At 35.5% G+C, this 26,518-nt stretch carries 23 protein-coding genes, 3 tRNA genes and 1 riboswitch; of the genes, 18 read left to right on the top strand and 8 right to left on the bottom strand.

Features of this window, described 5'->3' with window-relative positions:
- Positions 1–70 precede the first annotated feature (70 nt).
- From BZG02_RS14135 to BZG02_RS14120, 4 genes are all read right to left on the bottom strand, one after another.
- Positions 71–1,843, bottom strand: coding sequence for a M56 family metallopeptidase (locus BZG02_RS14135; RefSeq protein WP_180335732.1), 1,773 nt, complete (start codon positions 1,841–1,843; stop codon positions 71–73).
- A gap of 56 nt (positions 1,844–1,899) precedes the next feature.
- Positions 1,900–2,274, bottom strand: coding sequence for a BlaI/MecI/CopY family transcriptional regulator (locus tag BZG02_RS14130; protein WP_101262091.1), 375 nt, complete (start codon positions 2,272–2,274; stop codon positions 1,900–1,902).
- A gap of 130 nt (positions 2,275–2,404) precedes the next feature.
- The gene (locus BZG02_RS14125) at positions 2,405–3,184 is read right to left on the bottom strand and encodes an amidohydrolase (RefSeq protein ID WP_101262090.1); all 780 of its coding nucleotides are present in this window, start codon (positions 3,182–3,184) and stop codon (positions 2,405–2,407) included.
- Positions 3,185–3,198: 14 nt separating this feature from the next.
- Positions 3,199–3,747 (bottom strand): 1-acyl-sn-glycerol-3-phosphate acyltransferase, encoded by a 549-nt coding sequence (locus tag BZG02_RS14120; RefSeq protein WP_101262089.1) that lies wholly within the window; start codon positions 3,745–3,747, stop codon positions 3,199–3,201.
- 182 nt (positions 3,748–3,929) lie between these two features.
- Here BZG02_RS14120 and BZG02_RS14115 point away from each other — a divergent pair, with 182 nt between their 5' ends.
- Positions 3,930–4,940 (top strand): YitT family protein, encoded by a 1,011-nt coding sequence (locus BZG02_RS14115; protein ID WP_101262088.1) that lies wholly within the window; start codon positions 3,930–3,932, stop codon positions 4,938–4,940.
- A gap of 26 nt (positions 4,941–4,966) precedes the next feature.
- Positions 4,967–5,395 carry a pyridoxamine 5'-phosphate oxidase family protein gene (locus tag BZG02_RS14110; RefSeq protein WP_101262087.1) on the top strand — a complete coding sequence of 143 codons (429 nt, stop codon included), beginning with the start codon at positions 4,967–4,969 and terminating at the stop codon, positions 5,393–5,395.
- 22 nt (positions 5,396–5,417) lie between these two features.
- On the opposite strand, the gene BZG02_RS14105 is transcribed toward BZG02_RS14110, so the two are convergent.
- Both BZG02_RS14105 and BZG02_RS14100 read right to left on the bottom strand, forming a co-directional pair.
- Positions 5,418–6,140 carry a sigma-70 RNA polymerase sigma factor region 4 domain-containing protein gene (locus BZG02_RS14105; protein ID WP_101262086.1) on the bottom strand — a complete coding sequence of 241 codons (723 nt, stop codon included), beginning with the start codon at positions 6,138–6,140 and terminating at the stop codon, positions 5,418–5,420.
- A gap of 130 nt (positions 6,141–6,270) precedes the next feature.
- Positions 6,271–7,080, bottom strand: a complete 810-nt coding sequence (locus BZG02_RS14100; protein ID WP_101262085.1) for an SDR family oxidoreductase — start codon at positions 7,078–7,080, stop codon at positions 6,271–6,273.
- 397 nt (positions 7,081–7,477) lie between these two features.
- Between BZG02_RS14100 and BZG02_RS14095 the strand changes: the two genes are divergently transcribed.
- The 3 genes from BZG02_RS14095 to BZG02_RS14085 all read left to right on the top strand — a co-directional run bounded on the left by BZG02_RS14095 (position 7,478) and on the right by BZG02_RS14085 (position 7,762).
- Positions 7,478–7,550 (top strand) — tRNA-Lys (locus tag BZG02_RS14095).
- Between the two features lie 33 nt (positions 7,551–7,583).
- Positions 7,584–7,656 (top strand) — tRNA-Lys (locus BZG02_RS14090).
- A gap of 33 nt (positions 7,657–7,689) precedes the next feature.
- Positions 7,690–7,762: transfer RNA gene (locus tag BZG02_RS14085), tRNA-Lys, on the top strand.
- Positions 7,763–7,834: 72 nt separating this feature from the next.
- On the opposite strand, the gene BZG02_RS14080 is transcribed toward BZG02_RS14085, so the two are convergent.
- Entirely contained in the window at positions 7,835–9,433 is a 1,599-nt protein-coding gene (locus BZG02_RS14080) for a hypothetical protein (protein WP_101262084.1), read from the bottom strand.
- Between the two features lie 243 nt (positions 9,434–9,676).
- Here BZG02_RS14080 and BZG02_RS14075 point away from each other — a divergent pair, with 243 nt between their 5' ends.
- The 9 genes from BZG02_RS14075 (at position 9,677) to tenA (BZG02_RS14035) (ending at position 20,622) form a co-directional block, all read left to right on the top strand.
- Positions 9,677–11,875: a glycoside hydrolase family 3 C-terminal domain-containing protein gene (locus BZG02_RS14075; RefSeq protein WP_101262083.1), complete on the top strand. Its 2,199-nt coding sequence runs from the start codon at positions 9,677–9,679 to the stop codon at positions 11,873–11,875.
- Positions 11,876–11,927: 52 nt separating this feature from the next.
- Positions 11,928–15,011, top strand: a complete 3,084-nt coding sequence (locus BZG02_RS14070) for a VPS10 domain-containing protein (protein WP_101262082.1) — start codon at positions 11,928–11,930, stop codon at positions 15,009–15,011.
- Positions 15,012–15,188: 177 nt separating this feature from the next.
- Positions 15,189–15,285: riboswitch (TPP riboswitch) on the top strand.
- Between the two features lie 68 nt (positions 15,286–15,353).
- Complete coding sequence (locus BZG02_RS14065; RefSeq protein ID WP_101262081.1) at positions 15,354–16,061, top strand: class I SAM-dependent methyltransferase; 708 nt, start codon at positions 15,354–15,356, stop codon at positions 16,059–16,061.
- 5 nt (positions 16,062–16,066) lie between these two features.
- The gene (thiM, locus tag BZG02_RS14060; protein ID WP_101262080.1) at positions 16,067–16,864 is read left to right on the top strand and encodes a hydroxyethylthiazole kinase; all 798 of its coding nucleotides are present in this window, start codon (positions 16,067–16,069) and stop codon (positions 16,862–16,864) included.
- Positions 16,857–17,516 (top strand): thiaminase II, encoded by a 660-nt coding sequence (gene tenA / locus BZG02_RS14055; RefSeq protein ID WP_101262079.1) that lies wholly within the window; start codon positions 16,857–16,859, stop codon positions 17,514–17,516. Before thiM ends, tenA (BZG02_RS14055) begins: the two co-directional genes overlap by 8 nt.
- The gene (gene thiE / locus BZG02_RS14050) at positions 17,516–18,148 is read left to right on the top strand and encodes a thiamine phosphate synthase (RefSeq protein ID WP_101262137.1); all 633 of its coding nucleotides are present in this window, start codon (positions 17,516–17,518) and stop codon (positions 18,146–18,148) included. The genes tenA (BZG02_RS14055) and thiE overlap by 1 nt, the downstream gene beginning before the upstream one ends.
- Before the next feature lie 5 nt (positions 18,149–18,153).
- Positions 18,154–19,161, top strand: a complete 1,008-nt coding sequence (thiL, locus tag BZG02_RS14045; protein ID WP_101262078.1) for a thiamine-phosphate kinase — start codon at positions 18,154–18,156, stop codon at positions 19,159–19,161.
- A gap of 4 nt (positions 19,162–19,165) precedes the next feature.
- Positions 19,166–19,978 carry a bifunctional hydroxymethylpyrimidine kinase/phosphomethylpyrimidine kinase gene (gene thiD, locus BZG02_RS14040; protein WP_101262138.1) on the top strand — a complete coding sequence of 271 codons (813 nt, stop codon included), beginning with the start codon at positions 19,166–19,168 and terminating at the stop codon, positions 19,976–19,978.
- On the top strand, positions 19,966–20,622 hold the full coding sequence (gene tenA, locus BZG02_RS14035; protein ID WP_101262077.1) for a thiaminase II: 657 nt from the start codon (positions 19,966–19,968) through the stop codon (positions 20,620–20,622). Before thiD ends, tenA (BZG02_RS14035) begins: the two co-directional genes overlap by 13 nt.
- A 270-nt stretch (positions 20,623–20,892) precedes the next feature.
- On the opposite strand, the gene BZG02_RS14030 is transcribed toward tenA (BZG02_RS14035), so the two are convergent.
- The gene (locus BZG02_RS14030; protein WP_180335731.1) at positions 20,893–22,260 is read right to left on the bottom strand and encodes a peroxiredoxin family protein; all 1,368 of its coding nucleotides are present in this window, start codon (positions 22,258–22,260) and stop codon (positions 20,893–20,895) included.
- A 319-nt stretch (positions 22,261–22,579) separates the two neighbouring features.
- Here BZG02_RS14030 and BZG02_RS14025 point away from each other — a divergent pair, with 319 nt between their 5' ends.
- The 4 genes from BZG02_RS14025 to BZG02_RS14010 all read left to right on the top strand — a co-directional run bounded on the left by BZG02_RS14025 (position 22,580) and on the right by BZG02_RS14010 (position 26,397).
- The gene (locus BZG02_RS14025) at positions 22,580–23,596 is read left to right on the top strand and encodes a family 16 glycosylhydrolase (protein WP_101262075.1); all 1,017 of its coding nucleotides are present in this window, start codon (positions 22,580–22,582) and stop codon (positions 23,594–23,596) included.
- Positions 23,597–24,070: 474 nt separating this feature from the next.
- Complete coding sequence (locus BZG02_RS14020) at positions 24,071–24,637, top strand: RNA polymerase sigma factor (protein WP_101262074.1); 567 nt, start codon at positions 24,071–24,073, stop codon at positions 24,635–24,637.
- A 103-nt stretch (positions 24,638–24,740) separates the two neighbouring features.
- Entirely contained in the window at positions 24,741–25,286 is a 546-nt protein-coding gene (locus BZG02_RS14015; RefSeq protein WP_101262073.1) for a hypothetical protein, read from the top strand.
- A 49-nt stretch (positions 25,287–25,335) separates the two neighbouring features.
- Positions 25,336–26,397 (top strand): hypothetical protein, encoded by a 1,062-nt coding sequence (locus BZG02_RS14010; protein ID WP_101262072.1) that lies wholly within the window; start codon positions 25,336–25,338, stop codon positions 26,395–26,397.
- Positions 26,398–26,518 lie beyond the last annotated feature (121 nt).

The following is a 26,518-nucleotide window of genomic DNA, read 5'->3' as shown; positions in this document are numbered from 1 at the left end:
TGGTTTTATTTTATTCCTAAGAAATTAGTTCTATAACTAATTTCTTAGTTAATATACGTAAAAAAATTTATTAGTTCAAAGAAAAACGAATAGGAATTGTATATTTAACCTCAACTTTTTTTCCATGTTGCTCTCCGGGCACCCAATTAGGCATGTTATTAATTACTCGCATAGCTTCCTTATTTAATTCAACATTTGCACCTTTTATAACTTTTACTTTTGTAACATTCCCTAAAGTATTCACAACAAACTGAACAAAAACTTGCCCTTCGTAGCCCTGCTCGGCAGCCAAAATAGGATATTGAATATTTTTTGCAATATACTTTCTTAAATTTCCATTATCTCCGGTAAATTGTGGCATTTTCTCAACAAGAACATATTCACTATTAGCTTTAATATCAAGAATATTGTTTAGATGATAATCCGACGAATTCTTAATTCTTGTAGCTAATGGATCTGGCAAATTAATTGGTTTATCAAACAAGTTGCTCAACTGAAAATTAATAGGAATTGTGTAGGCTATATTTACCAATTCTCCGTCTTTTTTTCCAGGATTCCATTTTGGAAGCGTTGACACAACCCTTAAGGCTTCCTTATTTAAAATTGGATGAACTCCTCTCGCTATAGTGGAGTTAACAACTTTACCTTCCTTATTAATCACAAAGGAAACAAACACACGTCCTTCAATCTTTCTTTCTTGAGCAATTTTAGGATACTTAATATGATTTGCAAGATATTTTTGCAAAGCCATAGTACCACCCTGAAATACAGGCATTTCATCCGTAATTACTTTTACCTCTTCGGCGTTAATTGTCTCCTTATACTCTAGCTTATTAATTTTTTTTGTGAAAATTGGCCTAGCAAACTGAGTTTCCGACTCATCGAAAAAATAGGAAGGTTCTCTTCGTAAAGAGGAAAATACATTTAAATCAACAGGCAATAACTCCTTGAATGAGAATTCAGTATCTAACTTTTCCTCCTCTTTAATTGTAAACGCAAAAGCGGATAATAACACAACAAAAATTGGTACAATCAGTAACAGTTTTATTAATGCAATTCTTGGTGTTTTTATTCTACCAAGCATCGAGATCCTTTTTTTCAGTGTTGATTGACCAAAATTATTAGCCAAGCGAAACAGATCTCCTCCTGCGAATTGATTCACAATATGCATCTTGTACTCGTTGGCATTCACAGCTTCGTTCACCACTTTATCATCGGCTAAATATTCATGCACCTCCTGAATGGATGACTTATAAAACCAAATAAACGGATTCATCCAGAAAATTACGGTAAGAATTTCAATCAACAATAAATCGAAAGTATGAAGTTGATCCACATGGACTCTTTCGTGGGCTATAATGGAGGTAAAGTTTTCTTTGTGATAATCATCCTTACTAATAAAGACCGAATTTAGAAACGAAAAAGGAGGATAATTATCATTCATGATTACCAATCGCAAGCCTTTTTCATAAACAATTCGACTACTTCTGGTCCAAGAAAACAACTGAAATAGATTTATAAAAAACCGAATTGAGAAAAGGAATACGCCCACAATATAAGCTACACCAAGGTATTGGTACCATGTAAAGGTTTTTTTTACACTTACCGTAACAACAACCTCTTCGAGCATATTACTATTTAAATACTGCTGCGATGCTATTACAACAGCATCTAATACATGCAATGGATTTTCGACACTACTTTTAGGTTCGGGCTGAAATGGGATTTCTAATGTTGGAATTAATAAAGCGGCAAACAATGTAAGCAAAAGGAATAGTCGGTTCACTCTAAAAAAGGTATCCCTTTTTAAGAACAACCAATACAAGGCATAAAAAAAAGCCATGCATATTGCCGATTGCAAAAAATATAAGATTATGCCTGTCACCATTTAGTAGGAACTTATCTGCTTTGCTTTTTAATTTGTTCTTCAACCATTCTTTTCACCTCTTCCAATTCCGATAAACTTACTTGCTCTTCTTTCGCAAAAAATGAAACCATATCACGATACGAATTCGAAAAATAATTGCGAACAAAGCCTTTCATAAATTTTCGTGTATATTCTTTTTTTCCCATCAATGGAAAATACTGATGACTTTTGCCATAAGCGATATGACTAACAAAACCTTTCTTCTCAAGTATTCGGGTAATTGTAGATATAGTATTGTAAGCAGGTTTGGGTTCCGGTATTTTCTCAATGATTTCCTTCACAAATGCATTTTCAAGATCCCATAGGATTTGCATCACCTGTTCTTCTGCCCGAGTTAATTCTTTCATCAATTTTATTTTAGGATAGTTTCTTAGACATAAATATATAACTATAAGCTTAGTTTTACAAGCGCATTAGAAGTATATTGTTACAATAAAGTAACAATCCGCTATTAATCAGATGAATATATGTTATGATTTAGCTTATTTGAAATGAATCTGCATCCAAATGAACGGGGAATTTTCTTCGGAACTCATTTAGTTCCTCTAAATTTAAAGAAAGAGTAGTAATTGCTTCGCTATGATCGGCACATTTCCCAACAAGCTTGCCTTTTGCATTAAAAAGAGCAGAATCTCCAGCATAGGAAAGTCCTAACCCATCGGTTCCAACCCGATTTACGCCAGCCACAAATGACTGATTCTCTATGGCTCTAGCTTTTAAAAGAGTATTCCAAACCTCTCTGCGTGCTTCCGGCCAATTAGCAACATACAGCAAAATATCGTAATCATTCCGATTACGGCTCCATACCGGGAAACGCAAATCATAACATACTAAAGGACGAATTCTCCATTTACCAAGCTTAAAAATAACCTGATTGTTACCGCCTGAAAAATGATGATGCTCCTCTCCCATTCTAAACAAATGGCGTTTATCGTAAGAACAAATAATTTTAGTTCCATCGACACAATACAAGCGATTAAAATACGCTCCGTTCTCTTCAACAATTATACTTCCAAGAAGAGTTGCATTTAATTCTCTAGCTTGACTCTGCATCCAATTTAGAGTGACCTTAGCTTTTGGAGCAATTAGATTTTTGTTCTCCATCATAAAACCTGATGAGAACATCTCGGGCAAAACAATTAAATCCGTCTGATTTTTTAGAGGCAACAGTAATTTCGAGATTTTGGAAAGATTCTCGTCCACATTTCCCCAAATTAATTCCACTTGAACCAAACTAATTCTAAGAGTATTGCTCATACTTTTTTCTACAATTACAATCCAGTTGTAAAATTTGCTGGATATTTCGGTTTACAATTAATGTATTTACTTTTAATCTTTAGCATATCCTTCTCTATATCGCCTGTTGGATAAAAAGCTTCGCCACAAGTTAAGGTTTTTTCCTCGTAATTTATTTCGGCCAAATAAATAGGAACATTCGCCTTAAGTGCGATATAGTAAAAACCCTTTTTCCATTCGGAACGAAGGCTGCGACTCCCCTCGGGTGCAATAGAAAGATACAAAGACTCGCGAGCAGCAAACTCTTTAGCCAACTCATCAGTCATATTTCCTTTTGTGGAGCGATTAACGGGAATTACTCCCCAAGCTTTCAAAATATATTTGAAAGGAAATACAAACATCTCCTTTTTCATTAATACAGTTGTAGGAATGTTATTGGATAAAAAAGCAAGTTTTCCCCAAACAAAATCCCAATTTGAAGTATGCGGAACCGCAATCACCACAGCCTTCTTCACCTGTGGCATATCCCCAATATATTTCCACCCACACAATTGCATTAGTAACTTACTAATTTTAGCCCTCATAGTTTATCGTATTTAATCGTGATGCAAAACAATCAATTCTTTGCTAACAAAACAATACCAATTCAATTTATTTTAATAGAAAAATATCTGCGAAAGCTCAATAAATATCAATAAAAACTATTATTTTGTAAAAAACTAGAAAGACTTAAAAATTTATTTCAACCTCATAAATCATAATCGCTTTGACTTTTATACAAAAAGACATTCCTTTTTCAGGCAAATGGTTTTATAATTATACCATTTTAATTTTCGGCGCATTTGTTGTGGCTGCTGGTTTTGTATTTTTTATTATTCCACATGGAATTGTGCCAGGCAGCGTTTACGGTTTAGGTATTGTTATAAACAAACTCACCATAGGATTATTCCCTCATGGTATTTTTGGCACGCTAAACCCTGCCGATTACGATGGTTTTTTCTCCAACTTACTCTATCAATTCATGGATTATTCGAATGATTTGTTTAGAAAGTACGGTGGAGGTATTCCTGTTGGATTAGCAAGTTTAGCCATCAACATTCCTTTGTGTTTGATAGGTATAAAATTGTTAGGTCCCCGTTTTGGCATCAAAACCTTTATATCCTTCATTTTATGCGCATTATTTATAGATGTTGTGAGTACTTGGTGGGGATTTATTCCATTGGTGGATGATGTATTACTATCCTGTATTTTTGGCGGTATTTTTATTGGATTTGGTTTAGGATTAGTAATTAAGGCACGAGCTAGTTCGGTTGGAACAGATATTATTGCAATGATTGGTGCAAAATATACTGGACTTCCTCTTGGGCAACTTGTAATTTATGTAGACTCTTTAATTATTTTAAGTAGTTTATACATTAAAATAGATTGGCAAATTCCGCTGTATTCCTGGATTGTTCTTTTTATTATTGGAAAAGTTACCGATATCACCTTACAAGGTTCTACATACGAAAAAGCATTATTTATTATTTCGGATAAATATGAAGAAATCAGAAAAAAAATTACTGAAGACTTTAACCTTAATGGAACTATTATAAAAGGCAACCGTACACTTGATTTAAAGGAAAAATCGATAATTTTTATTGTTGTAAATAGACGAGAACTATCGATGTTACAAGATTACATTCATTCTATTGACCCCGTAGCTTTTGTTTCAGTAATGGAAACAAATGAAATTTTAGGCAAAGGGTTCAAATCTCTTAATGAACGTTTGGAATAAAGTCACGCAAACTAATTTTTATACTTATGAAGGATTTAATAAAATTACTTAGCCAACACAGAGATCTTGCTTTAGCGACAGTTAATGATCAAGGAAGTCCTAAGGTAAGAATCTTTCAAATTCTGCAATTAACAGAACAAGACTTATATTTTGCTACCGCAAAAAATAAAGAAGTTTACCTGCAATTAAAAGAAAATCCTAAAGTTGAAATGGTAAGCTGGCACGACAAAATTTCAATTCGCGTTGCAGGCACAGCCTTTTTCGATGTTTCGGATAAAATACAAGTAGAAATTTTTGGAGAAGGTCAATCTTTAGAAGAGATTTACCAATCTGTGGATAATCCTAATTTAGTTTTCTTTCGAGTAAAAATGGAATGGGCCGAATTGTACGACTTGAACTCAAATCCCCCTCATCGGGAGTTTTTTGACGGAGCCGATGCTAAGTCTGATTTGTAAATTTAAAGAGCCTGCTTTCCTGCTACTTAAAAAATTTCAGGAAAGCACTTCGCCACCCTCTATTTTGTATTTCCTTTATTTTCAATAGTAAACGATCGGAACAATCGGTTGGCATTGGAGCATTTCCTATTCTTAAGAATAGTTGAAAATGTTCTCTGTCTGCCACAGTTATATCCGATAAATCCATTCGTGAAAAATATAGTCGAAGTTGCTCTTCCTCCTCAATTGTAGATTTTCCGGAATAATACTTTGTCAAAACCTCATTCCTTCTCAAATCATTTAAAATGCCATTAGGATCTATTCTGGCTCGAATTATTTTTCGCACCACGGATAAGATAGATTGAACATTATTTATTCCCAATCCTACAAGAATTGAAATATCATCCATTCGTAATCGTACCATGGAACGCAAACACATTACTTCGGCTTGCAGGGGCGATAAATCTTGCGTTAAGATACAAAAACGTGACAAAATAGGATTCGTAGCATTCTCTAGGTTATCGGTATAACTTAGTTCCATTCTATTTTCAGCCCCCGAAGCCTTAACAGCTGCTAATTTCCTTGCAGTTTTAAACACATAAATCATATCGGTGTGGCTAAACTTCTTTCGCTCCATCCAACACTGTTCAATGGTAAGACTCACCACTTGGTGGGTTTCCTCCTCATTTCTTAATAAGCAATATACGTAATAGTAGATCTTATCCGCATTGGAGAAGATAAACGTATTAAAATGTGATTTATCCATTGTTTTATGTAGTAGCAGTAGTAATAATTGCAAAATTATCACAATAACGCGGTATACTGATATCCCCTTTAAAGGTTACATTAAGAAAAATAGTTGTCGGAAATTACACTTTTCGAACCTGTTTCCCTTCCTATTTTAGGGGAGAATTAGGTTCTTTAGCCATATGATTATAGATAAGCCTCTCTAATAAAGCCGGAAACCATTTTTTTAACCAAACTGTTAATTTCCCTTCCATAAATGTTAGGATCAATTCCCGTTTGCGGTTCACCACTGCCTTGGCAATTAAGCGGGCACATTCTTCGGCACTCATCATTTTACTTTCGTCGCGAGGAGTTTCCCCTTGCATAGAACCATCAGCAGTTAAAGCAACATTTCGAACATTTGAAGCAGTAAAACCAGGAGCTGCAACCAACACATGAACACCGGTTTTTAGATTTTCGACACGAAGTGTATCTAAAAATCCACGAATTGCGTATTTAGAAGCGGAATACCCCGATCTTGCAGGCAAACCAATATAACCAGCAATCGAAATTACACCTACCACAGAACCTTTTGATTTGGTAATGTATGGCATTGCAAATTTAGTGCAGAAGACAGTCCCCCAAAAATTAACATCCATTAAATTCTTGATTACCGATAAATCTAAATCTGTAAAAAGAGCTCGCATCGAAATTCCTGCATTGTTTATCAATACATCTACACCGCCAAATCGTTTTACCGTCTCTGTAATCAAGTTCTTGCAATCCTCCTCAACACTTACATCTGTTTTAACGGTTAAAACTTCGCTTCCTAAAGCAAGAATACTTTTCTCTACCTCTTTTAATTTCTCGAGGTTTCTTGCTGCCAAAACAATTTTCGATCCGCGCGAAGCAAATTCTAAAGCCAATGCTTTTCCTATTCCAGAAGAAGCCCCTGTAATCACAACAATTTTTTGTTCCATTAGGAATATATATTAATAGATTATAAGTGGAAGAAAGTAAATTCCGATATTTTTTAATGGGTACAAATTTAAAAATATTTTAATGTATTGAAATTTAAAAACAGCAAAATGAAGTTTTATGGTGGATAATACACGAATTTTCGGCAAACCTATGCTTGAATAAAAAAGCTCCACGACACAAAAAACAGTCCATTATCATAAGGAATTTAGGGCGATTAAAAAAAAATGACATTTTTTCTGACTCTTTTTTCACTCCACTATCAATTTACGAACCAATACAATAAAGCAAACCGACTTCACTTCCACTTGGAAAATATAGATAATTCTGCTATTTTCAGTTTGCGATTTAAATTTAATCACTCTATATTTGCATCGCTTTAAAAAACGAAGTTTATCAGATTCCTTAGCTCAGCTGGTAGAGCACATCACTTTTAATGATGGGGTCCTGGGTTCGAACCCCAGAGGGATCACAAAAGACAAACAAAGTCTTTAAAAAATAGGATGATTCCTTAGCTCAGCTGGTAGAGCACATCACTTTTAATGATGGGGTCCTGGGTTCGAACCCCAGAGGGATCACAAAAGACAAACAAAGTCTTTAAAAAATAGGATGATTCCTTAGCTCAGCTGGTAGAGCACATCACTTTTAATGATGGGGTCCTGGGTTCGAACCCCAGAGGGATCACAATTGGAGATAATCCCAAAAGAGCTTATAGAACATTTGTTTTATAAGCTTTTTTTTGTTTAAGTTCGTAAGCTACAATTCCGCGATAAAATAACTTAGACTTTGCTCTCTGGTAATATTCATTTTTTTCCGGATACGATATCTGGAAGTATGAACACTTTGCAAAGAAATATTCAAAATTTGAGCCATTTCGTTACTATCGAAATTCAATTTAATAAGCGCGCAATGTTTTTGCTCGGTTGCCGTAAGATTTGGATACTCTTCCCGTAGCTTTGCATAAAAATCGCTATTCACTTCCACGAAACGCATATTAAACTCGTTCCACAACTTACTATTTCGATTTAAATATTTACTAGATAAAACGCTGTATTTACCAGGCGCAACTTCTTTTATTGTTTCCAACAATTCATGCAACACTTTCTCTTTATCGATCATTTGCAATGCATATGTGGTAAGCTCCTTACTTTTCACATCCAAAATGGCACTATTTTTCTCCTTTTCCATTCTCTGTTTCAAATTAAGCTTATGCAGTTTTGCCCGAAGCCGAATGAGTAGAAAACCCGAAATTCCAATCAGTAAAATAAATCCAATTAAAAACTTTAACAAAACCTGTGTTGTATTCTTCTGTTTGATAAGAGAGATTTGCTTTTGAACCAATTTATCTTTCTCGATGAGTGTTTCTTTGTACTTGTTTTTAATTTCGAACAATTGACTATTGTTTTCACTTTTAGCATTAAACAAACTATCCGAAACTTCTGCGGAAGCATTTAAATAATTATATGCTTTCCCATAATTTGCCTTCGACAAATACAATAAAGACATTTTTCGAAGTATTTCTGGTTTAAACTCTACAAATGCCTTTTTAGCATTTATAGTTTTTAAGCTGGTAGTGAAAAAATAAAGTGCACTATCAGTTTTGTTTTGTTCGATCTTTAAATCACCCAGAAAAGAATAATTTACGGCCAAATACCGTTCATCGGTGATACTAAGGTTCTTATTTGCATTTATTAGATGTTTTTCGGCCAATTTTAAATTGCCAAGTTTCAAATACAAATATCCTTTATCAGTTTCGACATAAGGCAGAGCCTTTTCGGGATTTAATAAATTGCAAGAATCTAAATACTGCAATGCTACCGAGTATTCTTTATTGTCTCGGTAGATAGAAGCTAGGCTAAAATAAGAAGCCGTTGTTTCCGATATTCTCATCTTCTCTCCCTTAAGAAGTTTAGTTTTCCTTAGTGCAATACTTAAGTGATTTATGGCGGCACTATCCTTATTAAAAATGCCGTACAGAATGCCAATATTCCGATGAATGATCACCACATTTTTATGATCGATCTGCTTCTCGCCTGCCAATAACAATGCATCCCAAAGTTTTTCAAAAGCAATATTATAATTTCCTCTAAATCGTTCCACATCGGTAATACCAATTAAACAATGAACAGCATTCTCAAAGTCTTTTTTTTGCATGCAGTACTCATAACTTCCCCTAAGTAATTTCAAACTTTCTTCCGGATCCGATTGAACTTTATCCAAACCTAGTTTAATAGTATCCAAATAGTCTTTATTGATGTCCTTCTTTTGAAAACTTGAATTTGTATAGCCAGTACAAAACAGAAAAACTGTAATCCCTAAAAATACAAAAACACACAAACGACTGATAATAATCATGATAACAAATATAATAAGAATAAACAAAGCTGCTTTTTAATAGAAACAGAAAAACAATTGTCTAGTTACAAATAAATAAAGATTAACAATTGTCTAGTGAAAACAGCAAACTGCATATGAATTGAATAGTGCAATACGGGCAAAAACGATATTCCATTTGCTAGATTTACAATATTAAAGAAAAGCAGAAACATTAAAAATAGATGTTTCTTAAATTCCAGTGAAAAATTTTAAAAATAAGATATGAATCGTATTCACAAATTAGTAGTATTAGCCATTTTCCTACTAGTTGCTATTGCAAATTCAAATGCTCAGGAAGTGGATTTCACCTTCCAAGATCCTTCGATGTCGATAGAAGACAGAGTAGACAACTTAGTTTCCCAAATGACTTTGGATGAAAAAATTAGTCAACTAACAAATAGTGCGACCTCCCTACCCCGTTTCGATATTCCGGAATATGACTGGTGGAACGAAGCCTTGCACGGAGTTGCACGGAATGGTAAAGCCACGATCTTTCCACAAGGAATTGGCTTGGGAGCCACATTCGATCCAGAATTAGCCAAACGGGTTGCATCCGCAATTTCTACCGAAGCAAGAGCCAAATACATTATATCTCAAAGCATGGGCAACCGCAGTAAATATGCTGGATTAACCTTTTGGACTCCCAATGTAAATATATTTAGAGATGCGCGTTGGGGACGAGGCCAAGAAACCTATGGGGAAGATCCATTTTTAATGTCGAAAATTGGCGTTGCATTTGTTCAAGGATTGCAGGGCGAAAACCCTTCCTATTTAAAAACTGCCGCTTGCGCAAAGCATTTTGCAGTTCATTCGGGCCCTGAAGAATTACGCCATAGCTTTAACGTTTCGCCAAGCAAACAAGATTTATACGAAACTTACCTACCTGCCTTTAAAGCCTTAGTTACCGAAGCAAAAGTAGAAGGTGTAATGACTGCATACAATGCTGTTTATGGAGAACCAGCAAGTGCAAGCACTTTTTTAATACAAGATATTTTACGAAACACTTGGGAATTTGATGGTTACATTACTTCCGATTGCGGTGCAATAGGCGGTATTACCAGCGGGCATGATTTTGTGAAAACTAGAACCGAAGCCGCTGCCCTTGCCCTAAAAGCAGGCACTAACTTAAATTGTGGCGCCACCTATAAATTGCTGAACAAAGCAGTAGAAGAAGGCTTAGTAACGGAAGAATTGATTACCGAACGCACCAAGCAACTTTTTAAAACACGTTTTCGATTAGGAATGTTGGATGAAGCTGCAGATAATCCTTACCGAAACATCAGTCCTGATAAAATTCATTGCGATGAACACGTAAAATTGGCACGAGAAGTCGCTCAAAAATCAATTGTACTACTCAAAAATAGAAACAACACATTGCCTTTATCAAAAGATATAAAAATACCTTATGTTACTGGCCCATTTGCGAATTCGGCCGATATGCTGATTGGAAGTTATTACGGAGTAAGTTCTAATTTAGTGACTATTTTAGAGGGAATTGCAGACGCTGTATCCTTAGGAAGTTCGTTAAACTACCGTTCAGGAGCATTGCCTTTTCAGGCAAATATCAACCCCAAAAACTGGGCCCCGCACGTGGCTGCCGAATCGGATGTAACTATTTGTGTGGTAGGACTTACTGCCGACAAAGAAGGCGAAGAAGTGGATGCAATTGCCTCATCGGATATCGGTGACAAAAGAGATTTGAAGTTACCCGAAAACCAAATTAACTACATTAAACAACTAATCGAATATAAAAAAGGCCCTTTAGTAGTAGTGGTTGCAAGTGGAAGTCCAATATCTTTGGAAGAAGTAGAAGAAGACTGCGATGCGATTGTACAAATTTGGTATCCTGGCGAACAAGGTGGAAATGCGGTTGCCGACGTTTTGTTTGGCGACATCTCTCCATCGGGCCATTTACCCATTACCTTCCCTAAGAATGTGGATCAATTGCCTCCATATGAAGATTATTCGATGAAAGGTCGCACCTATAAATACATGACGAAAGAACCAATGTATCCGTTTGGATTTGGTTTGACCTACTCCAAAACCGAAATCAGTAATTTGAAACTAAATTCGAAACAGCTAAAAAAAGATATGGTACTAAATGCCGAAGTTGACATTAAAAACAGTGGCAATTACGATATCGACGAAGTAGTACAAGTCTACATTAGTCCGAAAGATACCACCGGCGGATTACCTATTACCAGTTTGAAAGCTTTTAAACGTATCTCGCTAAAAAAAGGAGAACACAAAACCATTTCGTTCACCATAGCACCCGATCAATTAAAAATAGTGGATACAGAAGGAAATAAAGTTTGGAGAAAAGGAGAATATCAAGTTATTGTTGGAAACTCCTCGCCAGGTAAACTTAGTGAAACACTCGGGGCCGCTACTGCTCAAAAAGTTGGCATTCAATTGAAATAATAATAATAATAATAAGTTATCCGTTAATAAATCTCCATTTAAAATCGTAACGATGACAATTAAACCAATTAAAATTCTAATGTTTTCATTATTACTAAGCATTGGAATACAAGTAATTGCTCAAACTAAAGATGCAAGTGATTTTTTTAATAGCCTATCTGCAGAACGAGTAGCCTCCGACAATTCCATACTTTGGGAACAAGTAGCACCCGGAAATGCAGGATTTGCAAACTTGCTACGCTACCACCCTACTATACCCGAATTGGTTGTTTTATGTCCTGATATGTGGAACATCTATCAATCGAACAACAATGGAAGCGAATGGTACAGCATAAAAGATCCGGATGGCAATGGTGATTTTTACCACATTCGCGATTTGTACTATTCACCAAGTGACGCAAACTTTGGTTTGGCCATTGAATCTTCGAGATTGTGGAAAACAGTAGATACAGGGAAAACATGGTCTCAAATTCCCAATTGCCCTTGGTACACAAAAGATGCAGATGGTTTCGATAAAGATGGCTGGAAAAAAAAGGTAGCCTCTTTAGCGATCGATCCAAACAATAAGAATGTTTGGTTTGTTGGTGGTGGCTCAAATGTAAGAGGACAAGAATGGCTATCTTGTTATAAAGAAATAACAGCAACCCAACCGCACGGAACAACAGCAGATAACGAAGGTAAATTGTGGCGGACAAAAGATGGAGGCGCCAGCTGGCAACTTACCAATTCGGGAATAGATGCCAAAGCACAAGTGGGACGAATTATTGTGAACCCAAAAAATTCTCAACAAGTATTTGCCGCCTCCAATTACGGAATATACCGATCGGATAATGGAGGAAGTAACTGGACTCAAATATCAGCAGGCAAGCTGCATAACGATATTGTTATGGACATGGACTTCTATTACAATGCAACAACAAATCAATTTGCACTCTATGCCATCGATCAGGTTCAATATCATGCCAATGGAAACACAACAAAATGTACCGGAGGAATATTCAAATCGATTGATAATGGAGACAACTGGACTTCTATTACTGGTGATTTAGGCTTAGATATCAACCAATTAACAGGCGGAACGCCAGCCAGCTACTACAAATACATTGCCAATTGGTTCGGAATTACCGAAGCGGTTGCAAAATCAACTTATCCTAATTTGCCAACCCATGCTCTTCAATGCTTTAACATGATAAGCGTTGATCCTAGTCGCGAAAATGCTTTGTACATCGGATTTGCGGACCCACAAATTGCAAACTCAATTGTTCCCGGACGAATTTGGACAACAAATAATGATGGCGAAAAGTGGATAAATACGGCTCGTTTATACGGCGATATTTGGGCTGCCGATAAAGAATATTGGGAATCGAGAGGCAATCCCTATCACGAAAACATGAGCGTTGGCCATGAATCTCCTCACATGCAATCGGGTAACAATTATGCCTTGCGCTCGACACGAGGAATTGCTGTTGGTGTAGATGGAAGCGTAATGATGATTTCGGATCACAGCACCATGCTAAGCACCGATCATGGGGAAACATGGCATCAAATGGATGAAGATTACACCGCCGAAGGAAATATTATTGGTCATGGAAACAGCAATTTGCCAGCGCTAACAATTGCACAAGATAAACGCTACGAAACTGCGATACTCGGATCTGGTGAGCATCGCGTGTGGATTCCGACCAACGACAGTCCGGATGATCGCCAAGCACTAAAATTTATAAAAAGCGCTCAAGAATCGGTAATCTCAATGGCTTTTGATCCTTACGATAATCAAACCATTTATTCAACCTCTAGTCGTCAGGCAAAAAAACAAAATATATTTAAAAGTACCGATGGAGGATTAAATTGGGAAAATTATGGCGTGGCAACACCTGCAACAAATGCCTGGCTTGATGACTTTTACACCAACGCATTAACTATTGATCCGATTGACAACAACTATTTTTACTTTGGAATTACAAAGATTGAAAATGCCTCGAAATCGAAGCAAGGAGGATTTTACTTTTCTGATGATCACGGAAAAACCTTTTCGCAACGCAACAATGGCTTGCCTTCCCCTTCAAGAATAAAGGACATTGAATTTGATCCTCGAGATAATACCAGAGCCTCTTTATTTGTGGCGGCAGAAAAAAACGCATTTAGTCAGGAAGTCCCTATTGCTGCAGGTGGACTTTATCACTCGAGCGATAGAGGTGCTAATTGGACCAAGGTAAATACGCCCTTATCGGTTGAAGGAGTGAACTATATTGCCATAGATCACACCAACCGAATGTATATCACTACAGGATACCGTGGTGGTGGCGATGGAGTTTGGTATACCGATGATTTCGGAACTACTTGGAATCAAGCATTTAAATATGCGGGTGCCGAATGCATAGACATCTCTCCTTTCGACCACAATTTATTAGTGATTACGGTAGAATACCTCTCTAAAAATCCAGGTGTTTTTGTAAGTCGCGACCGAGGACTTACTTGGGCAAAGAGCAATAAAAATATTGGATCTCCAAACCACATAGAAGATATAAAATTTAACATTCAAAATCCATCAGAATTGTGGCTGGCAACATTAGGATGTGGCTTTTACAAAGGAAAAATCGAAAATGGAAATTCAATACAAGCCATAAAAGTTTCTCCTAAAGTGATTGAATATAAAGCTGGTAATAACCAACAAATAACCGCTGAAATAATCCAAAACCAATACAAAAACGAAACCATAGTGTGGAAATCGGATAACCCAGCTGTTGTCACGGTCGATCAGAATGGATTAATTACACCTGTAAGCAATGGAAAAGCAACAATTTGGGCTACGATTTTCAATGGTCGATTTTCAGACCAATGTGTTGTTGTAGTTCCAGAAAATACTGTTGTTGGTATTGGTGAAATACTCGATCCAAAAAATCAGATCCCAACAAACAATAATGTATTCATAAATCCAACAATAGTGAAAGATGCATTTTCAATAAGCGGAGCAAATAAAGAGAGTGCTATAAATATCTACTCGATGCAAGGAAATAAAGTATTTGAAACAAAAAACGTGAATACGATTAACATTTCGGACTTTAAAGCTGGCATTTACATTGTTGAGATTCTTTATGAACAAACGCGTATCACCAAGAAAATAGTGAAAATATAAGCTTGTATTTTTCGTCGATTTAATTCAAAACAAAACGTAGCCTGCATAAAACCACCAAAGCAATTTGGTGGTTTTTTTTATGCTTTAGCTTTTGCAGATTTGTAATCTTCAGATTTCGAATTAATATTAGTCCCAAGTAATTATTAAAAAGCTACATGATTTTTTATACTTTTGCAACAATACTATTAGGGGTGCCTTGAAAATATTAGGCTGAGAAAATACCCTTGAACCTGATATGTGTAATTACATCGTAGGGAAATGGTTTTTGATATAAAATTATTATTATTATTATCATATAGGCCGTTTCGTTTTTTACGAAGCGGCCTTTTTATTTTAAACTAAATGAATAAAAAAAATAGTTTTGATGAATATGCAAGTGCATATGATTCTTGGTTCTTCGATAATACCAATTTGTTACAATCTGAAGTAAATTTAGTAGCTCACTTCCTAAAAAATGCTGGTAAAGTTTTTTCTGTTGGATGTGGTAGTGGATTGTTTGAGTCGATTTTAAAAAAGGATTTCAATATTGAAATAAAAAACGGAATAGAACCATCATTGGGTATGGCAGAAATTGCCCGTAAACGTGGCATGAGTGTCGAGGTGATAACATCTGAAGATGCCGAATTCGGTATTGAGCAGTACGATACTGTTTTATTTAATGGAACACCAAGCTACATAACAGATCTTGAGTGTGTGATAAATAAGGCTTATGCATCCGTTAAAAAAGGTGGTAAACTTGTAATGATTGATGTGCCCAAAGAAAGTTCTTATGCAACCATGTATAATTTGGCAAAAGCGGTAGATACTTGGGAACATCCCTTATTAGAAGGGATTAACCCCAAAGACCCTTATCCGATTGAATTTGTGAGAATTGCTAACTGGCGAACAACACAAGAAAAAGTGGAGCTTTTAGAAAAGGCAGGATTTAAAAAATTTGAATTTGCTCAAACCTTAACAAAACACCCATTATACTCCAATAATGAAATTGAACAGCCTATCGAAGGTTACGATTCAGGAGATTATGTAGCAATTTGTGCAATTAAATACTAGAATTTATGATTAAGATAGAACAAGTAATTCAAGCCTTAAATAAAGTACGCGAAAATTCACCTTTGGTACATAACATCACAAACTATGTAGTAATGAACAATACTGCAAATGCGCTTCTGGCTATTGGAGCTTCTCCGGTAATGTCTCATGCAGTTAACGAAGTTGAAGATATGGTTGAGATAGCATCCTCATTGGTTATAAACATGGGAACTTTGAGCGAAAAGTGGGTAGATGCCATGCTGTTAGCCGGTGAAAAAGCAACCAAAAAAGGAACGCCGGTAATTTTTGATCCTGTAGGAGTTGGAGCAACACCTTATCGCACTCAGGTTGCAAAACAAATAATTGAGACCTGCAAGCCTACTATAATTCGCGGAAACGCATCTGAAATAATGGCTCTAACAAATTCGAATGTTATCACAAAAGGTGTTGACAGTACGGAATCATCGAATACTGCACTCGATTCGGCTAAGTTATTGGCAAAATCAAAAAATGCAATTGTTGTGGTAAGTGGCGAAACCGATTTTATTACTAATGGTACAGAAATAATTAGCATTACAAACGGAAGCCCGATGATGGCAAAAGTTACCGGTATGGGATGTACGGCCACTGCAATGATTGGTGCATTTGCCGGAACCGGGGAAGATAAACTAATTGCAACTGCGAGCGCTATGGCAGTAATGAGCATAGCCGGCGAAATTGCCGCTCAAAAATCGGCAGGCCCGGGTAGTATGCAAGTAAATTTTCTCGACACCTTATATACTCTCAACGAAAACGACATTGTAAATATTTTTCAGCATGAGTAAACCATGGAGCGAAGTGGCTTGGGATAAAGCCACACCAATTTTCACGAAAATAACACAACATCCGTTTATTAAATGCCTAATAGATGGAACTTTATCTCAGAAACAGTTTATGTTTTATATTGCTCAAGATTCTATTTACTTGAGTGAATTTGGTAAGGTGCTTGCCGGAATTAGTGCGAAGCTTTCCGATTCGCAACAGCGTAGTGCCTTATTAAAGTTTGCCACTGATACTGTTTTTGTAGAACAAAATCTGCACAATGGTTTTATCGATGCTTTAAAAAGCAATCAAAAGGCAAAGGCAACACCAAGCTGTATGTTGTATACATCGTTTCTACAAAAACAATTGGCAACACAGCCCATTGAAGTGGCTTTAGCTGCAGTGTTACCATGCTTTGTAATTTATAAAAAGACAGGCGATTATATTGTGCAAAACCAAACAGTGCAAGCCAATCCTTATCAGAATTGGATCGACACTTACGGTGGCGATGATTTTGCCAAAGCAGTGCAACAAGCGGAAGGTATTGCCAACAATTTGGCGGAAAAGGCAAATGAAGCAATGCAACAAAAAATGACAGATGCTTATTTAACAGCTTCAAAACTAGAATGGATGTTTTGGAATAGTGCTTACGAACTTGAAAAATGGCCAATATAATGAACCCCTTAGATCTTAGTTTATACCTGGTAACCGACCAAAGTCTATCGAAAGGACGAACGCACGAATACATCGTTGCAGAAGCTGTAAAAGGTGGAGTAACAGTTGTTCAATTGCGTGAAAAAAATATCTCATCGCGAGAGTTTTACGAATTGGCAAAAGCCCTAATGTTAATTGTAAAGCCATTAGGCATACCTTTAATTATAAACGATCGATTGGATATTGCTCTTGCAGTAGATGCGGACGGCCTTCATATTGGACAAAGTGATTTGCCATATGAAGTTGCACGTAAACTACTTGGGAAAAATAAGATTATAGGCTTGTCCATTGAAACGATAGAACAGGCATGGGAAGCAAATAAACTAGATGTAGATTATATCGGATTATCCCCGGTATTTTCTACAAATACCAAACTCGATATTAATACACCCCTTGAACTATCAGGAGTAAAAAAAATAGCAGGTTTCACAAAACACAAAACCGTTGCTATTGGTGGAATTAATAACGAAAATGCAGAAAGTATTATTTCAAGTGGAGCAGATGGTATTGCTGTAGTTTCTGCAATTGTATCACACGATAATCCACAGCAAGCTGCATCGGAACTTAAAGCTATTATTGATAAAGTAAAATAGTTGATATGGAATTAAAAGATATAGGTGAATTTGGTTTTATAAAGCGTTTTGCCCATAAATTTGATAAGCTTATAGGTAAGGAGGAAATGGGCATTGGCGATGATTGTGCACTACTACCCCTTAATGATACAGAAACCTATGTTGTAACTACCGACTTGCTTATTGAAGATATCCATTTTTTAAAGACGAAGATTACTCCTGAAGATTTGGGACATAAATCGTTGGCTGTTAGTTTAAGCGATATTGCTGCGATGGGTGCATATCCAAAATTTTCTTTTTTGTCTTTAGGTGTCCCAAAACAAACTTCGGTAGAATATCTCGATGCTTTTATGAATGGTTATCAAAAGCTATCAGAAAAGTATCATACACCATTAATGGGAGGAGACACAACAAAATCATCCGATAAATTGATGATAAATGTAGTGGTTGTTGGACAGTGCAAAAAATCGGAGGTGCGTTTACGTTCCATGGCAAAAGATGGTGACTTAATTTGCGTAACAGGCAATCTAGGTGATTCAGCTGGAGGATTACATGTTTTACTCAACAATGCAGCCTTAACCGGAGAAAGTGAATCCCTGGTAAAAAAACATCACAATCCCGAACCACGAATTAAAGAAGGTATCTGGCTGTCGAATCAAAATTCTGTTCATGCTATGATGGATATTTCCGATGGAATTTCATCGGACTTAATGCATATTTTAAATGCTTCGCAAAAATCGGCTAATATTGATGTAAAGCAATTGCCAATAAGTAGTTTGCTGCAAAATATGGCAAAAAAATATGCCTGGAATGAAATTGAATTGGCATCATCGGGTGGAGAAGATTATGAATTGCTTTTTACCGTTGACAGGAAAGATATCGATAGATTACACAAGGAATATAAGTCACGCTTTACGGATGAAATTTCGGTAATTGGAGAAATAAAACAAGGACAAGCAGAAATAAAGTGGTTTGAAAACGGGAACGAAATTTCAATAAACAAAAGTGGTTTTAACCATTTTGCAAACAGTTAAAAAAATGAAGCAATATAAAAGAGTGCTGGCGATAGCTGGCAGCGATTCTGGCGGAGGAGCTGGTATTCAGGCTGACATAAAGGCAATTTCGGCATGTGAATGTTTTGCCACAACAGCTATTACTGCCATTACAGCGCAAAATACTTTAGGTGTAACTGATATTCATGCAATACCTGTTAATACCTTAAAAAATCAGATAAAGGCTGTTCTTGAGGATATTGGTACCGATAGTATTAAAATAGGTATGCTTCACAATTCAGAAACCATTTTAACTGTTAGTAAATTGCTAAAGCAATTTGTAGTTTCAAATATTGTGTTAGATCCCGTAATGGTTTCTACTTCGGGGAGTAAATTGTTACGAGACGAAGCTATTCATACTTTGCAAACAGAATTGATACCACAAGCCAGAGTAATAACACCAAATATTCCAGAGGCTGAGATATTGCTTGGAAAACAGATGGTAAATCAAGCTGATCTGCCCGAATGTGCCAGAAAACTAGGCGAAATGTATAAAGTATCGGTATTGTTAAAAGCCGGGCATTTACACGACAACAACTTAATTGACGTATTTTTCAATAGGGAAACAAACGAAATAATCGAGCTTGCATCTAAACGGATAACTACACAAAACACACACGGAACAGGTTGTACTTTATCATCGGCACTTGCAGCATTTTTAGCCAGAGGATTTGAATTAAATGAGGCTGTTAAGCAAGCAAAAGATTATATAAACAATGCAATTATTGCTGGTAAAGATTATAGCATAGGCGCAGGACATGGTCCGGTTAAACACTTTTATGAACTATGGAAACAATAAAGCCTGAAGGTGATTTTACCCATAGTTTATGGGAAGCGATACAGCCCGTTTATAACAAATTAATTGATCATTCTTTTGTAAACAAATTAGCAGACGGAACACTTGCACACACCAGTTTTGCTCATTATCTGTCGCAGGATGTTTTGTACATAAGAGATGATGCAAAAGCATTAAAAGAACTATCCGAAAAGGCTGCAAAATCTACTGAGAAGTCTTTTTTTATATCATTGGCTAATGATGGTATAGCCATTGAACAAGAACTGCACAATCATTTTTTAGAACACTTTAAAGTTATTGAGGCAAAAGAAAAATCGCCTGTGATTAAAGCATATACCAATTTCCTGCTTGAGCATTCAGCTAAATCTTCATATGGCATTGCTGCAGCAGCTTTATTGCCGTGTTATTGGATTTATTATGTGGTAGGAAAACATATTGTTTTAAATGCAACAAAAAACAATAAGTATCAGAAATGGATTGACACTTATCAAGGAGATGAATTTGGGTACTACACCAAAAACTTTATTCGAATAGTAGAGCGCATAGCAAAAACAGCATCCAGTACTGAAAAAGAAAAAATGACAGATGCTTTCGTTACGGCAGGCAAATTTGAATTAAACTTTTTTAATGAGGCAATTATGAAGTAATAAAAAGCCTGTTCTACTTGGTAAGTACATTTTATGGAGCCCAGCGGCACCAAAAAACACCTTGAAAACAAATAGCAGCCTACACTCTATACCGAAGAAGAAGACCTTGGCAAACGCCCTTTGTCTAAACTAACAAGGGATATTGCCAAGGACGTGGGTTTTATAAAATGAATGTAATCACCGTAAGGACATTCCATGCAATATCCTTACTACCACACAACAACAAATATTGCTATGGTCGGTTTTAACCCTAAAAACTTACATATATTTCTACTTAAAAAACTCCATCAACTCCCTTTCCAACTGAAAGAAAGTTTGAGGAACAGCAACTGTTTTTAAAGACGGATCGATTAAAAACATACTAGGAGTAACGTAAATACTAAGCATATTTGCTGTGGTTCCATTTAATCCTTCGGTATCGCAAGCATTAACCCAAGGGTAATAATTTTGTGAAACCATGTCCTTCCAATAACCCAAATTACTATCTAAAGATACCGCAACCACCTCTAAACCCATTTCATGATATTCTGGATACAAATCTTTAATTCGCTCCAACATTTCGCGGCTATGCACACATGTCCCCGACCAAATTATCAGCAAGGTTAAATCACTATTCACCTCTCCTAATGATTGAATTTTTCCATCGAGAGTATTATACAAATCGATATTAGGCACCAGCCAACCTGCATTGTTGGCTCGCGAATTTTGTATTCGGTTTTGTATCACTTTATTTCCCATAACGTACTCGCAGGTATTCATCACCTTATAAGCATCTACAATTAAATGATATATTTTCGACACTTTTTGTTCGGGATATCGACTCATTAAATAGTTTGCCAAATATTTTTGGGAGCTTGGTTCCAATTCTGTTAACCAAAACAGCTTACTGATTACATCATTTATTCCCTCGTAATTTTCTGCTTTTATCAGCTCTTCGATATGATTTACTTTTAGAAATTTTCCAATTTTCTCGTAATAAATAGGCGTTGCTTGCAGCACCGAATCCGAAATTGCAAAATAATCGAAAAAGTGTTTTTGATAATAGTCATCGTACTTCTTTCCTTTTAGCTTTATATCGGGAATCAGCTCCTGTTGTGCCAATGCCATTCGTGCCGGCCACGAGTCGATGTGCGTTCTCCATAATTCCTTCAGCAAAACCTTTTTCTCTTTTTGCACCGACTTAAATTCGGCATATAATTCTTTATAGGAGGAATCACGCTCGTTTAGTGTTAATAAATTTTCTCTCAAATTACCAATGGCTTGATTCAGCACATTAAATTCGGAGAGGTAATAATGAAACTGATTATTTTCATCGTTAGCAGGAAAACGAAGCTCTCCAACTACAGGTTTTCCCAATAATGAAAAATGAAAATCAGAATTAGAAAGGTAAAAATCGATATTCCCTAAATCGCTCACCAATCTATAAAAGCCATAATCGCCTTCCCATACAAAGGAAAGCATTCCATTATCGTCCACCTTCTCCTGTCCAACAACAAACGAGCCTCCTTCATCGCCTCGCACAAGTACAAATTGTTCGCCCTTACAATCGTTCATCTGAACACTTAGCTTTTGTTGTATTTGTCCAAACATGGTTTGTGAAATCAATAAAAATACAACTACAATAATTTTATTATTCATGAATATCATGCTCCTGTTTATATAAAAATAAGTACTAAACTAAGGTATAAAGGTACGTATTCTTAGGTTGGATAGCCAAAGCTTCCCCTTAATTTCAGCAGATTCGTTTCATTTATTACAATACTTATTATCAGTCATTATTTTGAGTTACCAAAAATTAAAACGAGGAAACAAAATCATACAATAAGCACCTACAATAAAAAAAATACAGACCAAATAAGTAAATAATCAATTACATAACAATAATAATATATGTTACATCGTTACTTAAATCATATAAAATATGTGTGCAGTTTAAATTTAACTAAAACAAAACTATATGATTTACGGAAAGAATAACAAAAAGAACCACTTTTTCCTTCTAACATGCTTACTTTCAGTTATCAGCTTTACTTTTTTAAGTTGCGATGACGAGACGGAAATTGACACCACACAAAAGATGGAGGATACGCAAGAACTATCCCTTAAATCTTACCCTTATTATGATTCTTATGCAGTAAAAAACCTACCAGCACCACCAACAGGTAAAACATGGGAATTTGTACCTGCTTACTCTGATGAATTTCATGGTCCAAATTTAAATGAATCGAAATGGATTCCAAAAATAGCAACATGGAAAGGCCGCGTACCAGGATTTTTTGTTTCAGATAATGTGTCGATTGTTGATGATAAATTAGTTTTATCAAATACCTGGTTAGATACTCCTATTTGGGATAATGGTAATAAATACACCATAGGATGTGCTGCCGTAATGTCTAAAAATTCAGAATTAATTTATCCTTGTTATACCGAAGTAAGTATGAAAGCTTCTGATGTTCCCTTAAGTTCAACCTTTTGGCTAATGGCCGGTTCTAGTAAAAAATATCCAAATGACTACAATTGCCAATATAGCTATACAACAGAAATTGATGTTATAGAAACCGTAGGAGGACCTTATTCATGGGATTCAGACATTAAAAGTTTTGCTACACAAATGAAGTCTAATACACATTTCAGAACTCGTCCTTGTAACGGAGGTAGCGAAACTTTTCATAGCATTCACCCTAACGCAAAAAATTTAGGTTTCACAACACAATCAGGTTATCATACCTACGGTATCTATTGGATAAATGCTGAAAAATGTAACATCTATGTAGATCACAAGTATTTCTATTCCATTAACTTTTACAAAGATTTAAAAAACAATCCTTTTGATTTAACAATGGGTTTACGAATGGTTACAGAAACATACGATTGGCTTAAACATCCAAGCAAAGACATGCTAAAAAATAACCCTGAAAACGCAAAAACACACTATGATTTTGTAAGAACCTACAAACTAGTTAACAGCAAATAGAGTGCTTAAAAACTTTAAATCGGGTTACAACTTATTTTTACTCGATTAAAATTAAAATAAGCAGCTTATTATTTATCACCTTAAGAATAAATTAACTTTTGAAGGTGGACTAATATCCAATAAAATTACCTACACATATTTTATAAAATATTTAACGAGGCATCTTATTCTAAGATGCCTCTGTTTTTTATAAAACACATCAACATTAATAAAATTAATCACCACTCCAACCTACTGGCATCACACATTCAATTAACCACGTTTACACTGCCAGCCAACACTATACAGAATTAGTTTTCACAATTTATAATCAGATAAAATTAACAGCTATCCATTTTTGGTGAAAAATTTAGCTGCAAGTATTTTAAACATTTTACTTATATTTAATGACACAATACCTAATTAAATTGGTATAATTTCAACAAACATGCAACGCATGATTTCCGCATTCGTCATTAGAATAGAAATTGATTAATGAGCTCATTGTATAAAAACATTCATCAGGACCTGATTGAGCTTTGCGGAAAAAACGATCCCAAGGCCCAATTCAAAATCTACAAGTTATACTACAAAGCAATGTATAACTCATCTTTACGCATTGTAAAAGATGTTGCGGAAGCAGAGGACATTATGCAGGAAGCATTTCTTGCTGCATTCCGAAACATTAAAAAATACAAAGGAGAGGTTAGTTTTGGTGCCTGGTTAAAAAGAATTGTTGTAAACCGCTCGTTAGATAGTTTAAAAAAGAAAAAACTGGAATTATTTCCTATCGACAATGAGTTGTATAAATTATCTGAAGAGGAGGCTAATGAAAATATTGAATATTCGGAAGATCAATTTATACTAATAAAAAAAGGAATAGACCTGCTACCAACAGGCTATCGAATTATCTTGAGTTTGTATTTAATTGAAGGCTATGATCATGAAGAAATAGGAAGCATTCTTAATATTACCTCCTCTACTTCACGATCGCAATTCCTTCGGGCAAAGAAAAAGCTGATTCAGATAATTTCGGAAAAAGAAAACCAAAAAATGCGATGAAACCCTCTATTCTTGCACCAAGTATGCCAAGTACAAAAGTTGTTGCTTGGAAAAAAAAAATGAAAAGATGGTTACATACTGCAATCTTTAAAAATTTGTAAGTATGAAAAATTTAGAGAAAATAATACGAGAACATAAAAATGAATTTGATGAGAATGAGCCACAAGAAGCTCATTTTAAAAATTTCCTTGAAAAATTAAATACTCCGAAAAAAAGAAATTTATTCGAAAGTATCCCAAATTTTTTAAAAGTGGCTGTAATAATTACTTTTGTTATTTTTTCGGGCTTCATTGGATATCAAATTAGAAACATGCAGGAAAACACCTACGGTTTAGGAACAATATCGCCCGAATACCGAGAAGTAGAGGCATTCTACACTGCTAATATCAACAGTCAGCTTGGCATGCTAAAACAACTTGGTAGTTTTGATAAAGAACAACACCAAAGCATACTAAGCGAAGAACTAAAAGATATGGATGAACGCTATTCGCAGCTAAAAAAAGAGCTGAAATTGCATCCGGATGATGACAGAATAATTCAAGCAATGATTGAATATTATCAGGTGAAAACCAATGTTTTAAACCGAATAATAGAACAATTGTATCAGATAAAAAAACAAAACAGAAACAAGCTAAATACTGCCGTTTAGCAAAGCAGTTAGTCAAAACAAAGTAAAACATACCCTAAATACACAAACTATGAAGACATTAAAATTCAAATTTTCCACACTCCTATTTGTTGTACTACTCGCGTTTACAACAAATGCTTTTGCTTTGGATGACTTCGAGAAACAGATTAAGGAAGTATTTTCAGCCAATGAAGGCACCGAATTTAGCATTACCAACAAATACGGAGATATTAACATTAAAAATTGGGATCGCGATTCCCTATCCATTAATGTGATTATCACCCTGGAAACTTCCAGCGAAGAAAAAGCCAAAATACTATTTAGGAATATCAATATAAAGCTCAATAAATCGGGGAATAAAATTACCGCAGTAACCGAAATGTCGCATCAATTTAAAACAGGAAATAAATTTAGTATCGATTACGAAATATTTATGCCTAGTTACATAAAGCTTGATATTTCGAACAAATTTGGAGATATCTACATTAACACCCTACAAGCCAAAACGAATATTAATTTAAGCTACGGAAACCTTCAGGGGGGAAACTTTCTTTATTCGGAAGATAAACCAGTAAGTACCATTAATCTTAGCTATGCAAAAGCAACTATAAATGAATGCAACCGTACTAAATTAACCCTTAAATATTCGAAAATGAATATTGGTACTAGTAAAGCATTAGTAGTGGTTAGCCGCTACTCAAAACTACATCTCGATAACAACGAAACAGTTCTAGCGGATAGCAAATACGATGCTTTTAACATTGTAAATACCAATACATTTATTGTTTCAATGGGGCAATATTCCGATTTCAAAATAGAGAATGTAACTAAAAACTTAGAATTGAATCTTCGTTACGGGAATTGCAAAGTAGAAAACGTATCCAAAAACTTTGAATCTATTAAAGTTGACAATCAGTATGTTGCTAGCAAAATTGCCATTGAAGAAGGTGCAAGTTATTCTTTAAACGCAGAAACAAAATATTGTGGAATTAGCTATCCGGAAGATGCTCAGGTAATTGAAAAAATTGTGAACAACTCCGAAACTTCCCTAAAAGTTATTGTAGGAAAGTCTGCCACTCCAAAAGGCAAAGTTCAAATTAACAGTCAGTATGGTAATGTAAGTCTTAAATAGACTAAAGAATAAGTTATTAAATCATCCCTCTTTGCCTGGCAAAGGGGGATTTTTTAGTGAATAAGGAGCTAAGAGGTAAAAAATTATCCGATTTTCTCCCGATATAATTCATAATATTGTA

This window comes from Labilibaculum filiforme, from assembly GCF_002843315.1.
Classification (GTDB): Bacteria; Bacteroidota; Bacteroidia; order Bacteroidales; family Marinifilaceae; genus Labilibaculum; species Labilibaculum filiforme.
Note: the sequence above shows the minus strand (reverse complement) of the source record. Positions and strands in the feature narration are given on the sequence as shown.